Origin of the sequence: Saccharothrix saharensis (assembly GCF_006716745.1) — a bacterium.
Lineage (GTDB): Bacteria > Actinomycetota > Actinomycetes > Mycobacteriales > Pseudonocardiaceae > Actinosynnema > Actinosynnema saharense.
Genome location: NZ_VFPP01000001.1, coordinates 1,487,375 through 1,508,366, shown reverse-complemented (window position 1 = coordinate 1,508,366; position 20,992 = coordinate 1,487,375). Strand labels below are relative to the sequence as shown.

At 71.5% G+C, this 20,992-nt stretch carries 17 protein-coding genes; 11 read left to right on the top strand and 6 right to left on the bottom strand.

Translation table 11 applies throughout. The features are described from left to right. Positions 1-40: 40 nt before the first annotated feature. Positions 41-1,957, bottom strand: a complete 1,917-nt coding sequence (locus FHX81_RS05880; RefSeq protein WP_141975809.1) for a discoidin domain-containing protein — start codon at positions 1,955-1,957, stop codon at positions 41-43. A gap of 107 nt (positions 1,958-2,064) precedes the next feature. On the opposite strand from FHX81_RS05880, the gene FHX81_RS05875 reads away from it, so the two are divergent. The 5 genes from FHX81_RS05875 (at position 2,065) to ppk2 (ending at position 6,373) form a co-directional block, all read left to right on the top strand. Further along, positions 2,065-3,060 (top strand): LacI family DNA-binding transcriptional regulator, encoded by a 996-nt coding sequence (locus FHX81_RS05875; RefSeq protein WP_141975807.1) that lies wholly within the window; start codon positions 2,065-2,067, stop codon positions 3,058-3,060. 96 nt (positions 3,061-3,156) lie between these two features. Next, positions 3,157-3,747, top strand: a complete 591-nt coding sequence (locus FHX81_RS05870) for a hypothetical protein (protein WP_141975805.1) — start codon at positions 3,157-3,159, stop codon at positions 3,745-3,747. Positions 3,748-3,844: 97 nt separating this feature from the next. After that, positions 3,845-4,054: a DUF2795 domain-containing protein gene (locus FHX81_RS05865; protein ID WP_141975803.1), complete on the top strand. Its 210-nt coding sequence runs from the start codon at positions 3,845-3,847 to the stop codon at positions 4,052-4,054. A gap of 113 nt (positions 4,055-4,167) precedes the next feature. After that, positions 4,168-5,322, top strand: coding sequence for a trypsin-like serine peptidase (locus FHX81_RS05860; RefSeq protein ID WP_141975801.1), 1,155 nt, complete (start codon positions 4,168-4,170; stop codon positions 5,320-5,322). Between the two features lie 85 nt (positions 5,323-5,407). After that, the gene (gene ppk2 / locus FHX81_RS05855; RefSeq protein ID WP_211363760.1) at positions 5,408-6,373 is read left to right on the top strand and encodes a polyphosphate kinase 2; all 966 of its coding nucleotides are present in this window, start codon (positions 5,408-5,410) and stop codon (positions 6,371-6,373) included. A gap of 257 nt (positions 6,374-6,630) precedes the next feature. Here ppk2 and FHX81_RS05850 read toward each other — a convergent pair whose 3' ends face one another. Both FHX81_RS05850 and FHX81_RS42575 read right to left on the bottom strand, forming a co-directional pair. Beyond that, positions 6,631-7,959, bottom strand: a complete 1,329-nt coding sequence (locus FHX81_RS05850; RefSeq protein ID WP_246107650.1) for a serine/threonine-protein kinase — start codon at positions 7,957-7,959, stop codon at positions 6,631-6,633. A gap of 395 nt (positions 7,960-8,354) precedes the next feature. Beyond that, a complete protein-coding gene (locus tag FHX81_RS42575) occupies positions 8,355-8,693 on the bottom strand; it encodes a hypothetical protein (protein WP_141975800.1) in 339 nt (112 codons plus the stop codon). A 286-nt stretch (positions 8,694-8,979) separates the two neighbouring features. Here FHX81_RS42575 and FHX81_RS05840 point away from each other — a divergent pair, with 286 nt between their 5' ends. The 3 genes from FHX81_RS05840 to FHX81_RS05830 all read left to right on the top strand — a co-directional run bounded on the left by FHX81_RS05840 (position 8,980) and on the right by FHX81_RS05830 (position 11,052). Continuing rightward, complete coding sequence (locus FHX81_RS05840; protein WP_141975798.1) at positions 8,980-9,618, top strand: hypothetical protein; 639 nt, start codon at positions 8,980-8,982, stop codon at positions 9,616-9,618. A 239-nt stretch (positions 9,619-9,857) separates the two neighbouring features. After that, positions 9,858-10,430, top strand: a complete 573-nt coding sequence (locus FHX81_RS05835; RefSeq protein WP_141975796.1) for a hypothetical protein — start codon at positions 9,858-9,860, stop codon at positions 10,428-10,430. 34 nt (positions 10,431-10,464) lie between these two features. Beyond that, a complete protein-coding gene (locus FHX81_RS05830; protein ID WP_141975794.1) occupies positions 10,465-11,052 on the top strand; it encodes a hypothetical protein in 588 nt (195 codons plus the stop codon). A gap of 36 nt (positions 11,053-11,088) precedes the next feature. Here the strand turns inward: FHX81_RS05830 and FHX81_RS05825 are convergent, their stop codons facing one another. Next, the gene (locus FHX81_RS05825) at positions 11,089-12,600 is read right to left on the bottom strand and encodes a GGDEF domain-containing protein (protein WP_246107649.1); all 1,512 of its coding nucleotides are present in this window, start codon (positions 12,598-12,600) and stop codon (positions 11,089-11,091) included. Between the two features lie 58 nt (positions 12,601-12,658). Here FHX81_RS05825 and FHX81_RS05820 point away from each other — a divergent pair, with 58 nt between their 5' ends. From FHX81_RS05820 to FHX81_RS05810, 3 genes are all read left to right on the top strand, one after another. Next, entirely contained in the window at positions 12,659-13,177 is a 519-nt protein-coding gene (locus tag FHX81_RS05820; RefSeq protein ID WP_141975789.1) for a MarR family winged helix-turn-helix transcriptional regulator, read from the top strand. A 213-nt stretch (positions 13,178-13,390) separates the two neighbouring features. Next, positions 13,391-14,008: a DUF4360 domain-containing protein gene (locus tag FHX81_RS05815; RefSeq protein ID WP_141975787.1), complete on the top strand. Its 618-nt coding sequence runs from the start codon at positions 13,391-13,393 to the stop codon at positions 14,006-14,008. Between the two features lie 84 nt (positions 14,009-14,092). Further along, a complete protein-coding gene (locus FHX81_RS05810; RefSeq protein WP_141975785.1) occupies positions 14,093-14,725 on the top strand; it encodes a DUF4360 domain-containing protein in 633 nt (210 codons plus the stop codon). A 231-nt stretch (positions 14,726-14,956) separates the two neighbouring features. Here the strand turns inward: FHX81_RS05810 and FHX81_RS05805 are convergent, their stop codons facing one another. Together FHX81_RS05805 and gltB are read right to left on the bottom strand one after the other, a co-directional pair. Further along, entirely contained in the window at positions 14,957-16,408 is a 1,452-nt protein-coding gene (locus FHX81_RS05805) for a glutamate synthase subunit beta (RefSeq protein WP_141975783.1), read from the bottom strand. Further along, positions 16,401-20,894: a glutamate synthase large subunit gene (gene gltB / locus FHX81_RS05800; RefSeq protein ID WP_141975781.1), complete on the bottom strand. Its 4,494-nt coding sequence runs from the start codon at positions 20,892-20,894 to the stop codon at positions 16,401-16,403. The genes FHX81_RS05805 and gltB overlap by 8 nt, the downstream gene beginning before the upstream one ends. Positions 20,895-20,992 lie beyond the last annotated feature (98 nt).

Genomic DNA, 20,992 nt, shown 5'->3' with positions numbered 1-20,992 from the left:
CGGTCGGGGGCACATCCCGACCGGGACCCGGGACGACCGGTCAGCGGTACAGGCGCACGTCGGCCACGCTCCACCAGTTGCCCGCCGACGCGGTCGTGGCGACCCGCAGGTAGCGGGCCCGCGTGCGCGGCACGTCGACGGTGGTCGACTGGCCGACGCCCGCGCCGGACGCCACGGTCCGCCAGGCCGCGCCGTCGTCGCTCACCGACAACCGCCAGCCGCGGGCGTAGTCGCCGAGGTTGCCGCCGCTGTCGATCGCGACCCGCCGGAACGCCGTGACGCGGCCCAGGTCGACCTGGAGGTGCTGACCCGGTTCCTGCGCCTGGCCGCTGCTCCACCGGGTCGAGGCGTCACCGTCCACGGCGGCGGCGGCGTCCTCACCGGTCGGCGTGGTGGTGGCGGTGGCGCGGTCCAGCGGAACCCGGTCGAGCCCGCTGTCCAACGCCCTGCTCCGCGGCCAGGTGAACGTGGCCAGCGCGCCGCCGGGCAGGGTGTGCTCGAAGATCCGCTCGCCGACGCTCACCGCGAACGTGCGCGGGTCGTCGTTCTGGTTGTGCACCACCAGCGCGGTGGAGCCGTCCGGGTTGCGGAACGCCACGTCCATGATCTGGCCGTTCCACCCGGTCGTGCCGAACGACGTGCTCTCCACGCGACGCGCGCCGGGCTTCACGAACTTCGCCAGGTGGCCGATCGTGTAGTACTCGGCGTCGGTGGACACCGTGCCGTCCGGATGGGCGGTGACCAGGCCGGTGCACGTGCCGCAGCCGCCGTTGTGCGGGCCGTTGTCGCTGTCCAGCGCGATGTTCCAGTTGACCACCGACTTCGCCCGGTTGCGGGTGGTGCCGATGACGACGTTGCGGGCGTGCCACGTGAGCGTGTCGCGGAAGACCTGCGCGGGCGGGTCGTCCGGTCCGTGCGAGCCGGAGCACTCGGTGAACCAGATGCCCTTGTCGGGGTGCGCCTCGTGCAACGCGGTCTGCGCCGCCGGGTCGCCGGAGTAGCAGTGGTACGCGGTGCCCGCGACCCACCGCGCGGCCGGGCTCTCCAGGATCCGGTGCGGGTAGTCGGTCTCCGGGTCCTCGCCGGGCGGCGTGGTGGCGACGTCGTTCGGGTGGGTGCTCCAGTTGTGGTCGTAGGCCAGGATCTTCGTGCGCGGGCTCGCCCTGCGCAGCAACGGGCCCAACGCCTCGATTACCTTGATCTGCTGCGCCACCGGCATGTCCGTGCCCGGGTAGGCGTCCGGCACGCGGTTCTGCGGCTCGTTCTGCAGCGACAGGTAGTCGACCGGCACCCCGGACGCGGCGTACGCCTGGACGAACTTGACCAGGTAGCGCGCGTAGGCGTCGTAGATCGCCGGGTCGTCCTTCAACCGGCCGCCCACCAGCGAATCGGTGGTCTTCATCCACGCCGGCGGGCTCCACGGCGTGCCCATCACCTTCAACGCCGGGTTGAGCTGCTTCGCCCGGCGCAGCAGCGGCAAGATCTCCGCCTGGTCGTGGGCGATGCTGAAGTGGCGCAGGCCGAAGTCGGTGTGCCCGGGCGGCACGTCGTCGTAGGTGTAGTGCTCGGCCTCGGCCGTGAAGTCGGACGAGCCGATCGGCTGGCGCAGGAAGCTCACGCCGATCCCGCGGACCGGGTCGAACAGCGCGCGCATCGTCTCCTCGCGCCGGGCCGGGGTGAGCCGGTGCAGCACGGCGGCCGACGAGTCCGTGATCGACGCGCCGAAGCCGTCGACCTCCTGGTGGGTCACGTCGGGGTCGACCACGATGGTCTGGTGCGGCGACGTGCCGGTCCGGAACGGCACGGCCGGGCGTTCGGCCAGCAGCTCGCCCCGGTCCACCGTCGTGACCCACACCCGCGCGGAGGTCGTGTCGTGGCCCGCCGCCTGGACGGCTCCGGTGAGGCCGACCGTGAGCACCACGGTCGCGGTCAGGGCGGTCGCCCGGGATCCGGTCATCGCTCTCCTTCGAGCGCGCATGTAACAAACGACGGAAAATATGTTTCGTGATGGAACACCTGACGTGCACAGCGAGTCAAGATGCAAGCTGCGGTTAAGCTGCCGAGGTGAACAGGCGTGCGCGGGTGCGCGACATCGCCGAGGCGGCCGGGGTGTCCATCGCGACCGTCTCGCGGGTGCTCAACGACCACGTCAACGTGGCGCCGCGAACCCGTGAGCTGGTGTTGCGGGCCATGGCGCGCAGCGGCGCCGACGCGCCCGGGCGGACCGGCCGCCGCACCGTCCACGTCCGGTGCCCCTACCTGCTCACCGACTACTTCGGCCTGATCGTCTCCTCGATCGCCGAGACGCTGCGGCTGCACGGCGTGCGGATGGTCCTCGACGCGGGCGTCGCCGCACAGCACGACGACGTGCTGAGCACCCTGCCCGACGAGCCCGACGTCGACGCCGCGATCCTGGTCCTGCCGCCGGAGGACGGTGACCGGCTGGTCGCGCTGGCCCGGCGCGGTTTCCCGTTCGTCGTGGCCGACCCGCGCACGGCGCCGCCGCCGGACGTCGCCTCGGTGTCGGCGGCGCACCTCGCGGGGGCGCGGGCGCTCACCGCGCACCTGGTCGGGCTGGGCCACCGCGACATCGGCGTCATCGCCGGACCGGTGGAGTGGCTGGCGGGCGACGCGCGCACCGCGGGCCACCACGCCGCGTTGGCGCAGGCGGGAGTGCTGCCCGCCCGGCACCGCGTGCACCACGTCGAACCCACCGCGGCCGAAGGCCTGCGCGCCGCCTCCGCGCTGCTGGACGAGCCGCGCCGCCCGACCGCGATCGTCTGCTTCAACGACAAGCTGGCCGCGGGCGCGCTCCAGGCCGCCCACGACCGGGGGCTGCGGGTGCCCCGGGACCTGTCCGTCGCGGGCTTCGACGACATCGACCTCAGCCGCGCCACCCGGCCCGCGCTGACCACGGTCCGCCAGCCGTTGCAGGAGATGGGCCGCATCGCCGTCACCCAGCTCATGCGCGTCCTCGACGGCCACCGCCCGGAAGCCCTGCACCTGGAGCTGTCGACCACGCTGGTCGTGCGCGACTCCACCGGGCCCGTGCCGACCTGAGCCACCGCATTTGTTTCATTTGTTCCAGCGGGGCGGTTGCGCCGGAACCGCGATAAGCGGGAGCGGTGGGACGCCGGGGATGCGAGGATCGGCCTCGTGGTTTTCGGCATCGCGGTGGACCGGGCCGTCCCGTTCGGCCGCCAGTGCTGGTGGCTCGCGGTCACCTCGCCCGACGCGGCCACCGCGGCCGACGTGCTGGGCCTGATCCGGCGCAAGCGGGTGACCTGGGGGCACGGCGTCGAGCTGGCCTACGGCGGCGCGGTGTTCGTCACACCACCCATCGGCCCCTGGGTGCTGGTGCCGGGCCGCGGCCTGCCCGACGCCGCCAGCCCCGGTTTCCTGGAGTGGGTCGTCGGGTTGAGCGCGCGGCTCGGGCACGTGCAGTTCTTCGAGACCCACCGCTTCACCGGCACGTCCGCCTGGGTGCTGGCGGTCGGCGGGAGGCTGCGCCGGGCCTACCACTTCGACGGCGCGGGCGTGCCGCTGTTCGAGGGCGAGGTGACGGTCGACGAGGTCGCGCTGGGCGTCGGCACCAGGCCGGAGTCGGACGACGACGAGACCTGGTGGGACACCGTCCCCGGGGAGGGTGACGTCCTGGCCCTGGCCCGCCGGTGGAGCGTGGACCCGACGACGATCGAGGGCGTGGCGACCGACGGCGACGGCATCACGGGCCGGCTGCGCCGCTGAGTCCACAGTGGACTAGTGGAGCGCGGTGCGCCCGGCACGTGTGGGGGCGGCGTCGCCGGGTAACCGGGGTGCACGGTCCGAGTCCGGAGGGAGAGCCATGAGCGACACGACGACGGTGGGCAGGCTGCGCACCGTGCTGGGAGACGTCGACTACCCGGCCGACAAGGGGCAGCTCGTCGACCACGCCTCGCGCAACAACGCCGACGAGGACACCGTGCACGCGCTGCACGCGATCCCGGAGCGCCACTACGAGTCCTTCGACGAGGTGCTCGACGCGGTCGCGGTCGACCAGGGGCGCGAAGCCTGACGGAGTCCTCAGTGGACGGACAGTTCACCCGACGTTCGGAGGGCTGACACCGAACGTCCGGAGGAGCAGCATCAGGGGGTCACCCATCCCTGCTCCTCATGTGAGGTGAACCAGTGCGGAGAACCCTGCAACTCCTCGCTGCCGCCCTCCTCGTGGTACCGCTGTTAGGCGGAACCGCGAGCGCGGCACCGGAAGCCGGCGCGGCGCCGGCACCGCTCGACCAGACCCAGAGGGTCGGCGAGGACGAGGTCGTCTCGGTCGTCCTCGGCGGCAGGACCCGGTCCACGACCGTCGAACGCCCCGGCTCGTGGTACCTCAAGACCCACTTCACCGGCCTGCGCCTGGTCGCGGGCGACGTGCTCACCGTGTCCGACCCGACCGGTGCGGAGAGCTACCGCTACACCGCCGACGTCACCGCGTCGGGCACGGCCACCGCGGACGGCACCGGCTTCTGGGCCATGTCGGTCACCGGCGACAAGGCCGTGATCAGCCTCCGGGGCCGGGACGGCGGTCCGGCGCACCCGGCCAGCCGGGTCCGCCTGGACAAGATCACCCGCGGCTACACCGAGGCCGAGCTGGCGCGGGCGGCGGAACTGGCGCCGAAGAGCATCTGCGGCACCAACGACTACCGCGACGCCGTCTGCTACCAGTCCGGCAACCCCGCCGAGTTCGGCCGCACGCCGGCGGTGGCCAAGCTGCTGCGCAACGGCGGGTCGCTGTGCACGGCGTGGCGGGTCGGCCCCAACAACCGGATGCTGACCAACAACCACTGCTTCACCAGTGGCACCGGCATCGAGGTGTGGTTCAACTACCAGTGCCCGACCTGCGGCGGCACCACCAGCTCGACCGTCACCAAGGTGCTGGTCTCGTCGGTGCTCAAGACCAGCGCCGCGCTGGACTACACGCTGTTCAGCGTCACCAACTTCGCGACGCTGGCGTCGTTCGGCTACCTCGAGCTGGACGCGCGCGTGCCCGCGGTCGGCGAGGAGATGTACGTCATCGGCCACCCGGCGGGCAAGCTCAAGAAGCTGTCCCTGCGTGACGACCAGAACGGCGGCGGCTACTGCGCCGTCTCGGCGGTCAGGGTGAACGGCAGCTCGTCGCAGTCCGACATCGCCTACCGGTGCGACACCGAGGGCGGCTCGTCCGGCTCGCCGGTGCTGTCCCGGCGAACGCACAAGGTGATCGGGCTGCACCACTACGGCGGTTGCCCGAACCAGGGCGTCCGGATCGACCTGGTCGCCGCGCAGATCGGCTCGTTGCTGTAACGGTTCCGCGCGTGGCCGCGCCCCCGTCGGGGCGCGGCCCGCGTTTCGCCCGGCGCCGGCCGGGTACGTGGGTGCCGTGGAGACCGTGCTGGACATCGCCGACCTGTTCCCCGGCCTGCGCGTGGACGACCTCGTGGTGGACTACGACGACGGCGACGACCCCGTGCTGCGCCACCCCGACGGCACGGAGATCGACACGTGGCGGGAGAACTACCCCTACCCGACGCGGTTGACGCGCGAGGAGTACGAGCTCTCCAAGCGCATGCTGCAGATCGAGCTGCTCAAGCTCCAGTACTGGATCAAGGACACCGGCGGGCGGATGGTCGTGGTGTTCGAGGGGCGTGACGCGGCGGGCAAGGGTGGCACGATCAAGCGGTTCACCGAGCACCTCAACCCGCGCGGGGCGCGGGTGGTGGCGTTGGGCAAGCCGACCGACCGCGAGCAGGGCGAGTGGTACTTCCAGCGGTACGTCAACCACCTGCCGACCGCGGGGGAGATCGTGCTGTTCGACCGGTCCTGGTACAACCGCGCCGGCGTCGAACGGGTCATGGGCTACTGCACCGACGAGCAGTACGAGCGGTTCACGCGGCAGGCGCCGACGTTCGAGCGGATGCTGGTGGACGACGGGATCGTGCTGGTCAAGCTGTGGTTCTCGGTCTCCCGGGCGGAGCAGCGGACCCGGTTCCTGATCCGCCAGGTGGACCCGGTGCGGCAGTGGAAGCTCAGCCCGAACGACATCAAGTCGCTGGACCGGTGGGACGCCTACACCGAGGCGAAGGTGGCCATGTTCCGCGCCACCGACACCGAGGCCGCGCCGTGGACCGTGGTGAAGAGCAACGACAAGAAGCGGGCCCGGATCGAGGCCATGCGCAGCGTGCTGGCCCGGGTGGACTACGCCGACAAGGACCCCGAGGTGGTCGGCGAGCCGGACCCGCGGGTGGTCGGACCGGCCGCCACCCTGCTGGAGGAGGGCGAGGACGAGGCGTCGTTGAGCCCGACCCCGATCGCGCCCGTGGACGACCCCGACCACGGACCGGGCATCCACCCCTGACCGGCAGTCACGCCGGCACGTCCCCACGATCGACAACCGCGTGCCGGTCGGGAGCACCCGCTCGAACCGGAACCCGGCGCCGGGGAACAGCTCGGCGATCACGGCCGGGATGCGCTCCCGCCCGGTCAGCGAGCCCGTGATGAGGGTGTCGATGACCTCGTCCGGGGCGCTCGCGCAGCCCGCCCGGCGGCAGCTCGCCGCGGTCACCGCCGAAGCCCGCGCGGCATCAGCCACTCACCGCACGGTGGCGATGACAATCAGTCATCAACAGGGTCTCGGTCCTCGTCGGAGGGCTGGGCGTCCTCAGTGGGCTGGGCGCCTTCGGTGGGCTGCGCGGACGGCTCGGGTTCGGGAGCGGGTGTCGACGTCTCGACCGGTGTGGTCGGCGCCTCCGTGGTGGGCCGCGCCGTCGTGGTCGCGGCCGGGGCGGTCGTGGTGCCCGCCACCGGCTCCCGCCCCTCCTCGACCGCGGGTTCCACCGCGTCCGCCGACGTGGTGGCTCGGGTCGGGGCGCTCGTCGTGCCGCCCTGGTCCTGCGGGGTGCGGATGAACCGGGGCTCGGCCTGGTCCCGCGGCGCGTCGGACGCCGCCGCCTGCTCCGGCGGCGCCTGCTGCGTGGACCCCGGCGGCACGGACGTCGTCGGGTCGTCGCCGGACATCGCCGCCATCGTGATGGCGAAGGCACCGATCAGCGCACCCGCCGACGCGACGAGCGCCTTCCACACCGGACGCCCCACCGACCGCGGCAGCTCCTCGGTGTCCGCCTCGGGCAGTGAGGCCGCCGCGGGGAGGGAAGCGCCCAGGAGCGCTCGCGCGCAGTCGTGGGCCGTGGGGCGCTCGTCCGGCGCGGCAGCCGTCATCCGGGCCAGCAGCGCGCGGACGTCGGCGGGCAGGTCGTCGGGGATGGCGGGTGGCCGGTGCAACCGCGCCACCGCGGCTTCCACCTCACTGCCCGTGTACTCCCGTCGTCCGGTCAGGCACTCCAGCAGCACCAGCCCCAGCGCGTAGACGTCGGTCGGGGTGCCGATGTCCTGGCCGAGCACCTGCTCCGGTGCGAGGTAGGCGGCCGTGCCGACAAGCTGGTTCGTCCGGGTCAACCGCGTCGCGCCGGTCAGGTGCGCCAGGCCGAAGTCCGCCAGGTAGGCGTCGTCCTCCCGGTCCAGCAGGATGTTCGCCGGCTTCACGTCGCGGTGCACCAGGTCGTGCGCGTGCACGTGCGCCAACGCGTCCGCCAACCGGGCACCGAGCCGACGCGCGTCGTCGAGGGGCAACGACCCGAGCACCAGGCGGTCGTGCAGCGTCCGCCCTTCGATCAGCCGGAGCACGACGAAGGGCGTGTCCGCCTTGGTGTCCGCGTCGTACACCGACACCAACGCCGGGTGGGACAGCCCCGCCAGCACGCGCACCTCGTTGTCGAAGCGCTGCGCCGCCGCCGGGTCGAACCCGGGCTGGAACACCTTGATCGCGACGTGCCGCCGCAACACGGTGTCCCAGGCGCGGTGCACCTCGGCCATGCCGCCGATCCCGATCGGCTCGATGAGCTGGTAGCGGTCGGCCAGCACGTTGTCGCTTACCGAGGGTGACACCGTCATACCTCCGGTGGCGTGAGCAGGACACTTCCGAATGCCCTCATCCGCCCGTCGGCAAACAGGCGAGTGACCCTCGAATCAACGTCGGCACCCCGGGAGCGAGGGGCGCCACCCCGCGGTCACCCGTGCCCCGAGTGGCTCCGGTGATCTTCCCGGAAATATCGGCAGGCTGATCCGTCTGCGCCGCGGCGGCGGGTCGGGCGACAACCCGATCGGCTTCCGGGACCCGCCGTGACGGTCGTCCGCACAACTGCGGTGCGGTCGCCCTCGAACCTCCTCCCGAAATCCGGCCGGTGACCGAGAAGATTGCGTCTCGTCCACCAACGGTCATCGCCAGGCGGTCAGGGGTCACCCGGCGGGGGATGCGCCCACGGGTTTCATTCCGTCTTCCGTCACCGGTTCACCCACGGCACGTCCGCCGGCAAGTGGTCGACTAACCGCCCGCCCAGGTCGCGCAACCGCTCCGCCAGTTCGGCCGTGGTCCGCAACAAGTCGGGCAGCGACACGTCCGGTTCCACCGGTGTCCACCCCCGGGCCAGGAACCGGATCACCTCCGCGTTGTCCCGCAACGCCACGGCCAGCGCCTCCACCTGTCCCGGCAGGGCCACCGCCGTGCGCTCGACGTCCCGCCTGGCCCGGAACGCGCGTTGCCGGCACGCCGACGAGCAGTACAGGCGCGGCCGGCCGGTGGCGCTCGCGGCGAACTCCGTGCGGCACTGCTGGCAATTCAATTCGCGCGACTTTCGTTACGGGTCGCCCGCGTGTTCACGTCACGAAAGGCGCGCCCGGCGCCTCCGGGAAGCCAAGTCAGGTGAATGCGACGTCGACATATCGGGTGAGCGCCGGTCGCTTGACGCCCCGCGCCCGCCGGCGTGTACTGGTTTCAGCGGGAAGTCCGGCCCGGTGAAAATCACAGCGAAATCGACAGGTCCTGCGAACCCACCGCTGCGCGGCCGACTATTCCGCGTCCTGGTTCGAATTTACCCGAATCGTCTCCTCGTGAGGAGTTGTGCTGCCATGCCCACCCAGTACTCCCTGACGGTCCGCAACGAATCTACCCAGTTCCAAGACCTGTGCGTCTACCAGCAGCCCGTGGACCTCGGCGTGCGCAACGCCATGTCGCTGGCGTGGCTGACCGCGCCGGCGTGGCCGGGCACCACCGTGACCTTCGAGTGGACCCTCGACTACAGCTTCGTCTGGTCCTACACGGGTTCGCTCAAGCCGGGCACGCGGTTCCGCGCCCAGGAGGTCCGGCGGGCCAACCCGCAGGACCTGACCACCAACCAGATCCTGTTCGACTACACCGACGGCGCGCACCGGTTCGTGCCCGGCAAGGCGTTCGGCGTCGCGGAGCTCGGCAGCCTCTACATCCGGGAACTGCCGACGGTGCCCGCCGACGGCGCCTCGGTCGGCATCGGCATGTCGAACTCCGGCGTGTTCGCGGTGCAGGCGCAGCCGAACGAGAACCTCGTCTTCACCCCGCACCCCAGCTACTGGCTCACCGCGGGCACCTACGTCCACGGCGAGGTGCTCGACATCGAGCAGATCAGCAACACGGTGGAGCTGGACTACAACGCGGGCTTCGAGATGACCGCGGTGCTGCACCCGGACAACACGTGGTCGATCAGCACCGGCACGCAGCCGATCGCCGCCTGACCGCCGCGATGACCGGTCCTCTCCCCGGTCGCCACCCGTAGGACCCCGTGCGCCGGACGGCCCCTCCGGCGCATCGCGGAGGACGGCGGGGTCGAGCTCCGGAGGCGCCCACGACCCGCCCCGCTCGACAGCCCGGGTGCCCCCACCACACCGGCCCGCCGTCCCGGGCGCAGAGCGCGACCTCCCCCCGGCGCGCTCTGCGCCCCCTCTCTTCCCCCACCCCACCCAGGAGTGAAGTCATGGCTTACAACACCATCGGCCCGGTCGACGTGATCAAAGCCGTCATCGAGTGGATCCAGGTCGAACAACCGACGATCGAAGCCCTCTCGCTGTTCGCGGGCGGCTGGGAAGGCTGGGCCCGCAACCAGTTCGCGCTGTGGTTGCAGGGCCGGCTGAGGCTTCGGCTGCGCAACAACAACCCGCTGGACGTGCTCACCGAGGCCAACCACATCCCGACCGGGCAGGGCTCGATCGCGGTCTTCGACAGCCCCCAGCAGCGCGCGGACATCGTGTTCAACGCGCTGAGCCCGACCGTGGAGGCCGAGCCGCCGGTGATCATCACCGAGCTGAAGTGCCAGTCGCCCAAGCAGCCGTGGCCCGCGTTCCGGGCCGGGCTGAGCCGTGACGTCACCAAGCTCTACGGCGTCAACCCGGACGTGGACGACGCGTTCGGCCCGGAGAACGTGATGGTGCTGTCGCTGGGCATCTGCTTCAACGAGCCCGGCCTCCGTCCCGCCGCGGGCTACCGGGTCGAGAGCGCCGGACGCCAGTACGCCGTGCAGTGGTGGGCCGACCCCGACCTGGTCGGCTGACCGACCGTCCACCACACGCGCGAGGAGCACACGGATGTCGAAACTCACGCTCGAACCCCGAGAGGCCGTCGACAAGGTCGCTCAGTGGGTCGAAGAGGAGCAGCCGCTGATCAACGAGGTCATCCGGTTCGCCGGGGATTGGGGCGGGTGGGCGCACAACCAGTTCGCCACGTGGTTGCAGCGGAACCTGCGCGACACCACCGGCAGGGTCGACCCGCTCGACGTCATCACCGAGGTCGGCCAGGTCTGGACCGGGCAGGCCGCGGTGCCGGTCTTCCAACGGCGGCCCGGCGAGCACGTTGAGCGGGCGGACCTGGTCTTCAACGTGGAGGAGGACATCGGCGAGCGGGCTCCGGCGCTCATCGTGATGCAGCTCAGGTGCGAGACCGCCACCACGGCGTGGACCGACTACCACGCCGCGCTGAGCACGGACGTCGCCCTGCTCCACCGGGTCGACCCGGCCCTGCTCCCCGATCCCGCGAGCCGGGGGAGGGTCGTCATGGCGCTGGGCATCGGCCGCTACTACACCGACCACGACGTGGCCCCGGGCTTCACCCTCCGGTTCGCCGGCGGGAACCCCCTGGTCGCGGTCCAGTGGTGGAGCGGCACCGGGATCCACTGAGCCGGCGGTGGGGCCGGGCCGTCCGGCGGCCCGGCCCTACGGGTGGATGACCAGACCCCGCCCACCGTCGCGCTTGGCCTCGTACATGGCCTTGTCGGCCCGGCCGAGGACGGACGCGGCGGTCGCCTCGGGGTCAGGGTCGGCGCAGATCACCACGCCGACGGACGCGCTGATCTCCGCGCCGAGCGCGTCCAGGACGCGGAACGCCACCTTCTCCGGCTCGTCCACCCCCTCGACCAGCACGCCGAACTCGTCGCCACCGAGCCGGGCGACCACGTCGGTGTCGCGGACGCACTGCCGCAGCCGCTGCGCCACCCGTTCGAGCAGCGCGTCGCCGTGCGCGTGACCGGAGAGGTCGTTGACCGCCTTGAAGTCGTCCAGGTCCACGAACAGCAACCCGAACGGCGTGCCGTCGCGGTGGTGGGCGTCCATCGCCTCGTCCAGCCGGCGCTCGAACAGCGCCCGGTTGGCCAACCCGGTCAACGGGTCGTGGTGCGCCTGGTGCGTCAGGGTCCGCTCCGACTCGCGCAGCAGCAGCACGAGCTTCGTGTTGTCCACCAGGGTCACGAGCTGCCGCAGGATCACCGCGACGAACACGGTGAACCCGCAGCCGATCTCCACCCCGTCCAACGGCCCGAGGTCCCCGATGACCGTGCGCCGCAGCACCAGGACGCTGCTGACCAGTAACGGCACGTACGGCATCAGCAGGTAGGCCCACCCCCACCGCCGCCGGTCGCGACCCCGGCCGGTCGACGGGGACGGCGGGGGCGCGAGCGCGGCCAGGCCGATCAGCGCGGGCCCGACCACGAACCCGGCGTTGGCCAGCGGTGGCACCTCCGGCGCCTGGACGCTCACCAGGTAGGCGAACGCGAAGTCGGACGCGGCCAGCGCGGCCAGGCCGAGCCCGAGCAGCCGCAGCTGGGGTTGCAGCACGACCTTGCGGTCCGCGCTCAGCGCCACCACGATCACCAGCAGCACCAGGTCGGTCGCCGGGTAGGCGATGGCCACCAGGAACGCCGCCGAACCCGGGTTGCCCGCCGCGACCAGCCCGCCCAGCGACGTCGTCCAGGCCAGCCCGAACAGCGACCCGACCACGATCACGCCGTCGAGCAGCAGCACCAGCCGGGCGCTGGGGGAGCGGCGGTCCAGCAGCGCGTCGGGCGTGTCGGACCGGCGGTGGTTGCCGATCACCAGCAGCGCGACGAACGCGAACGGCACGATGCTCAGGTAGCCGGCGTCCGCGAGCGACGGCGACGGCACGGCGCGCCGCTCGACGAGCTGGTACCAGGTCCACAGCGCCTGGCCGGTGGACCAGCCCGCCATGCCGAAGCCCGTCGCGATCCGCCACCGGCGGTCCGGCCCGGTCGCCCGGCGCGCCGTCCACCAGCAGCAACCGGTCGCGAACAGGCCGGTGGCGAGCTGGGCGAGGTCGTCGAGGACCACCGCGGCCCCGCCGGCGACGACGTCGAAGCTCGCGGCCACGGACGCGGCGGTGGCGAGCACCAGCACGACCGCGGCCGTGATGGCGAACCGCCTCGTCCCGATCACGCCGGTAGTGTGCCGCATTCGGGTCCCGTCGGCCGGGTAGCCCTGGGAGGATCAGCGGGTGGCAGAGCAGGAGGTGCCCGTCGCCGGCGACGTGGCGACGGAGCAGGAGTACGAGCGGTTCGCCCGGCACCGGATCGCCGAGCTCGGCGGCGACGCGGACGCGTTCGGCCTGTCGTACAACGTGTTGCACCTGGCGTACATGATGATCACCGACTACGAGGCGCTGGTGCACCGCGAGCAGGGGTGGACCATGCCCGGCTTCCGGCTGATGTTCAAGCTGTGGATCCTGGGCCCGACCCAGCCCGCGCGGCTGGCCGACCTGTCCGGCACCACCCGGTCGGCGATGTCGAACCTGATCAACACGCTGGAGCGCGCCGGGCTGGTGGAGCGGACCCGCGACGGCCAGGACCGGCGCGTGGTGTTCGTGGCGCTCACCGAGTCGGGTCGCGCGGCGGTCGAGGGCGTCTTCCCCCGGCAGAACGGCCGCGAGGCCCGCTGGTTCGCCGTGCTGGACTCCGAGGAGCGCGCGCAGATGGTGCAATTGATCCGACGAGTGGTCGCCGCCCGGCCGAGGTAACCGGTCGAGACGCGATATTTCGCAATATCGTCGCGATTTCAACGAACGGCGTGCGGATACCGCGGGCGGTTGCGTCGTTTCGCGCGGGAAACATATTTCCCACCTTCTGGGAGCGGTTCCACTCCAATGGAGGAGCAATCGGTCGAGGGCATTGCGCTACGGTCCTGTAACCGCCGTCACACCGAACGTCCACCTGTAGGAGAAAGGCCGTTCATGCTGACCTTAGTGGCCGCGGCCGCATTGACCCTGTCCGCGTTCGTCCCCACCGCTGAAACGGCGGTCGACGCGCCGCCCGATTACGTCACGGTCCAGGTGAGGACCGTGAACGGGTCGGGTTGCCCGGCCGGCACCGCGGCGGTCGCCGCCTCGCCCGACCGCACCGCGTTCACCGTCACGTACAGCCAGTTCCTCGCCCAGGCGGGCGGCGAGTCCGACCCGACCGACTTCCGGAAGAACTGCCAGCTCGCGCTGGAGCTGGGCTACCCGCAGGGCTTCACCTACGGCATCGCCCAGGCCGACTACCGCGGGTTCGCCCACCTCCAGCGCGGTGCCACGGGCATGGAGCAGGGCAGCTACTACATCCAGGGCACGTCGCCCACCGCGCGCAAGAGCCATTCCTACACCGGGCCTTTCAGCGACAACTGGCAGGCCACCGACGCCACGGAATGGGACGCCATCGTCTACGCGCCGTGCGGTGAACAGCGGATGTTCAACGTCAACACCGAACTCCGGGTCACCGCGGGCACGTCCACCGGTACCAGTTTCATGGTGATGGATTCGACCGACAGCAGCGTGAGCACCACGTACCACTTCTCGTGGAAGAGGTGCTAGGCGGGACCTGTCGGTGATTCCGCGCTCGGACTTGCGTCAATTCGCCGCCGATACCGTGCTCGATGACGAGTCGGAAGGTGCTGCATGTTCAACTTCGTGGCGGCCGTCACCCTGGCGGCGGCGGTGGTCATCCCCCCGGGCGGGGCGCCGAACACCACCCCGCCCCCGGATCACATGACCATCGACGTGGTGACCGTCAACGGCTCCGGGTGCCCGGCCGGTACCGCGGCCGTGGCGGTCTCACCGGACAACAAGGCGTTCACCGTCACCTACAGCCAGTTCATGGCGCAGGTGGGCGTAGGCGCACTGCCCACCGACTTCCGGAAGAACTGCCAGCTCAACCTCAGGATGAACATCCCACAGGGGTTCACCTACGGCATCGCCCAGACCGACTACCGCGGCTTCGCCCACCTCGAGCAGGGCGCGACCGGTCTGGAACGGGCCAACTACTACTTCCAGGGCATGTCGCCGACCGCGTACCGGAGCCACAGCTACCCGGGACCGTTCAGCGACGACTGGCAGGCCACCGACACCACCGAACTCGCCGCGATCGTCTACCACCCGTGCGGTGAGCAGCGGCTGTTCAACATCAACACGGAGCTGCGGGTGAGCGCCGGCTCGTCGGACACCGCGACGACCACCAGCTTCATGTCGATGGACTCCACCGACGGCAGCGTGGAGACGACCTACCACTTCGCCTGGAAGGTCTGCCCCTGAGCGAACCGGCCCGGTGAGTGGTGGTCCCCACGCACCGGACCGGCCGCCCGGACGCGTGCGCTGAAGGCTCGACCGGCGGGCGCACGCGGTCACTCGACAACCCACGTGGCGGACCACGCTGTCCACCACCATATCGGCAGGCCGTTCCCGGCCGCACCTCGTCGTGCGGTCGGGAACGGCCGCGCGGGAAGTCCGTCCCCGGCCGCACGTCGTTGTGCGGCCGGGGACGAGTCACACGAGCGGTCGGTCGGTGGGCTCGATCGGCCGGGGCAACACGGTGCGGCCCGTCAGGTAGGCGTCCACGCCGGCGGCGGCCGAGCGGCCCTCGGCGATGGCCCACACGATCAGCGACTGGCCGCGACCCATGTCGCCCGCCACGAACACGCCGTCGACCGAGGTCGCGAACCGCTCGTCGCGCGCCACGTTGCCACGCGCGTCGAGCGCGACGCCCAGCTCGGTGAGCAGGCCGTCCTTCTCCGGGCCGACGAAGCCCATCGCCAGCGTCACCAGCTGCGCCGGGATCTCCCGCTCGCTGCCCGGCACCGGCTCGAACCGGCCGCCCGACGCCTCCACCTGGACCAGCTTCAACGCCCGCACGGCGCCCTGGTCGTCGCCCAGGAACTCCACCGTCGACACGGAGTACAGCCGCTCGCCGCCCTCCTCGTGCGCCGACGTGACCCGGTACAGCATCGGGTAGGTCGGCCACGGGTGGGCCTCGGCGCGCTTCTCCGGCGGCCTCGGCATGATCTCCAGCTGCGTCACCGACAACGCGCCCTGCCGGTGGGCCGTGCCCACGCAGTCCGCGCCGGTGTCACCGCCACCGATGACGACGACGTGCTTGCCCTCGGCGGTGATGGGCGGCGCGTCCAGCTCGCCGCGCGCCACCTTGTTCGCGCCCGGCAGGTACTCCATCGCCTGGTGCACCCCGGACAGCTCCCGTCCGGGCACCGGCAGGTCGCGCCACGCCGTCGCGCCACCGGCCAGCACCACCGCGTCGTAGGACTCGCGCAGCCGCTCGACCGTGACGTCCACGCCGACGTTCACGTTCGTCTCGAACCGCGTGCCCTCGGCGCGCATCTGCTCCAGCCGGCGGTCCAGCCGCCACTTCTCCATCTTGAACTCGGGGATGCCGTAGCGCAGCAACCCGCCGATGGCGTCGGCCCGCTCCAGCACGGTCACGTCGTGCCCGGCGCGGGTCAGCTGCTGCGCGGCGGCCAGACCGGCAGGCCCGGAGCCCACCACGGCCACCTTGCGGCCGGTGCGCGTCGGCGGCACCTGGGGCGTGACCCAGCCCTCGTCCCACGCCCGGTCGATGATGGAGATCTCGACCCGCTTGATGGTGACGGGATCGCCGTTGATCCCCACCACGCACGCGGCCTCGCACGGCGCCGGGCACAACGTCCCGGTGAACTCCGGGAAGTTGTTCGTGGCGTGCAGCCGCTCCGACGCCTTGCGCCAGTCGTCGCTCCACACCAGGTTGTTCCACTCGGGGATCAGGTTCCCCAGCGGACAGCCCTGGTGGCAGAACGGGATGCCGCAGTCCATGCACCGACCGGCCTGCTTCTCCAGCTTGGGCCGCTCGAACTCCTCGTAGACCTCGCGCCAGTCGCGCAGGCGCAGGAAAACGGGACGGCTGCGCGGTGTCTCACGCTCGGTGGTGAGAAACCCACGAGGGTCAGCCATGGGACGCCTCCATGATCGCTTCGTTGACGTCGCGGCCTTCGAGCTCGGCCCTCGCCTGCGCCGCCAGCACCCGCTTGTAGTCCTTCGGCATGACCTTGGTGAACCGGTCGGCCGCGAGGTCCCAGTCGGCCAGCAGCGCGTGCGCCACCGCCGAGTCCGTCTCCAGGTAGTGCTTCTCCACCGCGCCGCGGAGGAACTCGCGGTCCGCCGGGGTCAGCGGGTCCAGGTCCACCATCTCCGGGTTGACCCGCTGCGCGGCCGCGTCCAGCACGTAGGCGATGCCGCCGGACATGCCCGCCGCGAAGTTGCGCCCGGTCGGGCCGAGCACGACCACGCGCCCACCGGTCATGTACTCGCAGCCGTGGTCGCCCACGCCCTCGACCACGGCCAGCGCGCCCGAGTTGCGCACGCAGAACCGCTCGCCGACCTTGCCGCGCAGGAAGATCTCGCCGCCGGTCGCGCCGTAGCCGATCACGTTGCCCGCGATGATGTGCTGCTCGGCCGCGAACTGCGCGTCGGGCACCGGCCGGACGACGACCCGCCCGCCGGACAACCCCTTGGCCACGTAGTCGTTCGCGTCACCGATGAGCCGCAACGTGATGCCGCGCGGCACGAACGCGCCGAACGACTGCCCGGCCGTGCCGGTGAACGTGATGTCGATGGTGTCGTCCGGCAGGCCCTCGCCACCCCACCGCTTGGTCACCTCGGAGCCGAGCATGGTGCCGACGGTGCGGTTGACGTTGCGCACCGGCAGTTCCAGCCGGACCCGGTCACCGGAGGCGATCGCGCCCTCGGCGAGCTGGATCAGCGTGTTGTCCAACGCCTTGTCCAGCCCGTGGTCCTGCGCCACGACATGGTGCCGCGCCGCGTCCGCGGGCAGCTCGGGCACGTGGAAGATCGGCGACAGGTCGAGCCCGGCCGCCTTCCAGTGGTCCACCGCGGCCCGCGTGTCGAGCAGGTCCGCGTGCCCGACGGCCTCGGCCAGGGTGCGGAAACCGAGCTGCGCCAACAGCTCCCGCACCTCCTGCGCGACGAACTCGAAGAAGTTCACCACGTACTCGGCCTTGCCCGCGAACTTCGCCCGCAGCACGGGGTTCTGCGTGGCCACGCCCACCGGGCAGGTGTCCAGGTGGCAGACCCGCATCATGATGCAGCCCGACACCACCATGGGCGCGGTGGCGAAGCCGAACTCCTCCGCGCCGAGCAGCGCCGCGATCACCACGTCCCGGCCGGTCTTGAGCTGGCCGTCGGCCTGCACCACGATCCGGTCGCGCAGCCGGTTGGCCAGCAGCGTCTGCTGCGTCTCGGCCAGGCCGAGCTCCCAGGGGCCGCCCGCGTGCTTGATGGACGACAGGGGAGACGCGCCGGTACCGCCGTCGTGGCCGGAGATCAGCACGACGTCCGCGTGGGCCTTGGACACGCCCGCCGCGACCGTGCCGACGCCGACCTCGGAGACGAGCTTCACGTGGACGCGCGCCGCCGGGTTGGCGTTCTTCAGGTCGTGGATGAGCTGGGCCAGGTCCTCGATCGAGTAGATGTCGTGGTGCGGGGGCGGCGAGATCAGGCCGACACCGGGCGTGGAGTGCCGCGTCTTGGCGACCCACGGGTACACCTTCGCGCCCGGCAACTGGCCGCCCTCGCCCGGCTTCGCGCCCTGCGCCATCTTGATCTGGATGTCGTCGGCGTTGACCAGGTACTCGCTCGTCACGCCGAACCGGCCCGACGCCACCTGCTTGATCGCCGAACGGCGCGAGTCGCCGTTGGGGTCCGGGGTGAACCGCTCGGCGTCCTCGCCGCCCTCACCGGTGTTGGAGCGCGCGCCCAACCGGTTCATCGCGATCGCCAGGACCTCGTGCATCTCCTGCGAGATGGACCCGTAGGACATGGCGCCGGTGGCGAACCGCTTGACGATCGACGAGACCGGCTCGACCTCCTCGATCGGCACGGGCTCGCGCACGCCCTCCTTGAACGCGAACAGCCCGCGCAAGGTCATCAGCCGCTTGGACTGCTCGTCCACCGACCGCGTGTACTCCTTGAAGATGTCGTAGCGCCCGGTGCGGGTGGAGTGCTGGAGCTTGAACACCGTCTGCGGGTTGAACAGGTGCGCCTCGCCCTCGCGGCGCCACTGGTAGTCGCCGCCGACCTCCAGCTCGCGGTGGTGCGGCCGGAAGCCGTCCGGCGGGAACGCCGTCCGGTGCCGTCGCGCCACTTCCTCGGCGATGACGTCGAAGCCGATCCCGCCCAGCCGCGACGTGGTGCCGGTGAAGCAGGAGTCCACGACCTCGTCGCCGAGGCCGATCGCCTCGAAGATCTGCGCGCCGGTGTAGGACGCCACGGTCGAGACGCCCATCTTGGACATCGTCTTGCGCACGCCCTTGCCCAGCGCCTTGATCAGGTTCCGGGTGGCCACCTCCGGCTCGACGTCCGGCAGCTCCTCGACCGACGCCATCGCCAGGTACGGGTTGACCGCCTTCGCGCCGTAGCCGATGAGCAGCGCGATGTGGTGCACCTCGCGGGCGTCGCCCGCCTCCACGATCAGGTCCACCTGGGTGCGGGTCTTCTCGCGCACCAGGTGGTGGTGCACCGCGCCGGTGAGCAGCAGCGACGGGATCGGCGCGTGGGTGGCGTCCACGCCCCGGTCGGACAGCACGACGAGCCGCGCGCCGTCCTCGATGGCCCGCGACACCTCGGACCGGATCTCGTCCAGCCGCCGCACCAGCGCCTCGCCGCCGCCCGCGACCTCGTACAGGCCGCGCACGGTGAACGTGCGGAACTCCGGCAGCGTGCCGTCGTCGTCCACGTGCACGAGCTTGGCCAGCTCGTCGTTGTCCACCACCGGGAACGGCAGCGAGATCCGCCGGCACGACGTGCCGTCGACCGACAGCAGGTTCGGCTCCGCGCCCAGGGTGGCGTGCAGCGAGGTCACCAGCTCCTCGCGGATCGCGTCCAGCGGCGGGTTGGTCACCTGGGCGAACAGCTGGCTGAAGTAGTCGAACAACTGCCGCGGCCGGTCCGACAGCGGCGCGAACGGCGCGTCGTTGCCCATCGAGCCGATCGGTTCGGCGCCGGTGCGGGCCATCGGCCGCAGCAGCAGCGCCATCTCCTCTTCCGTGTAGCCGAACGCCTGCTGACGACGCACCAGCGACGAGTGCGTCGGCACCTCGCGCTCACGCGCCGGGAGGTCGGACAGGTGCAGGATGCCCTCGGCGACCCACTCCTGGTACGGGTGCTCGGCCGCGAGCTGCCCCTTGATCTCCTCGTCGTCGATGATCCGCCCCTCGGCGGTGTCGACCAGGAACATCCGGCCCGGCTCCAGCCGGCCCTTGCGCACGATCGTGGCGGGGTCGAACTCCAGCACGCCCGCCTCGCTGCCGAGCACGACCAGGCCGTCCTCGGTGACCCAGTACCGGGCCGGGCGCAGGCCGTTGCGGTCCAGCACCGCGCCGATCAGCGTGCCGTCGGTGAACGCCACCAGCGCCGGGCCGTCCCACGGCTCCATGAGCGTGGAGTGGAACTCGTAGAACGCGCGCCGCTGCGCGTCCATCTCGGCGTGGTTCTCCCACGCCTCGGGGATCATCATCAGCACCGCGTGGGGCAGGCTGCGCCCGCCCAGGTGCAGCAGCTCCAGCACCTCGTCGAACGTCGCCGAGTCGCTGGCGCCGCGCGTGATGACCGGGAACACCCGGGACAGGTCGCCGGGGATCAGGTCGGTGGCGAGCACCGACTCGCGCGCGTCCATCCAGTTCCGGTTGCCGCGCAACGTGTTGATCTCGCCGTTGTGCGCCACGTACCGGTACGGGTGGGCCAGCGGCCACGACGGGAACGTGTTGGTGGAGAACCGGGAGTGCACCAGGCCGATCGAGCTGGTGACCCGCTCGTCGGTCAGGTCGGGGAAGAACTTGTCCACCTGGGGCTCGGTGAGCATGCCCTTGTAGACGATCGTCCGCCCCGACAGGCTCGGGAAGTACACGTCGGTCGCGTGCTCGACGCGCTTGCGCACCACGAACGCCAGCCGCTCCAGTTCCAGGCCTTCCGCTCCGCTGAGGAAGAGCTGGCTGAACGCGGGCATGGTGGTCTTCGCGGTCGGGCCGACGTGGTCGGCGTCCACCGGCAGTTCGCGCCACCCGAGGACCGTGGCCCCCTCTTCGGCGGCGATGCGCTCGATGTCGGCCTTGACCTGGTCCTGCCCCTCCCGGGGGAGGAACGCGGTGCCGACCGCGTAGCTGCCGGGCTCGGGCAGCGGGAAGCCGACGACCTCGCGGTAGAACGCGTCCGGGACCTGGATCAGGATTCCCGCACCGTCACCGGTTTCGGGTTCCGCGCCGCGGGCACCCCGGTGTTCGAGGTTGCGCAGCGCGACCAGGGCCTGGTTCACGATCGCGTGGTTTCTACGCCCGGCCAGGTCGGCGACGAACGCGACGCCACAGGCGTCGTGCTCGTACTGCGGGTCGTAGAGGCCGCCTTGCGGCTGGTGGTGGTGGGTCACAACGGGCCCTCCCGTGGCGTCGTCCGGGCATACGGAGACGGCCGAACGCCCGCGCGCGGCTTTACGCGGACAGCTTCGGCCTGGGGTACTGGCTGTGG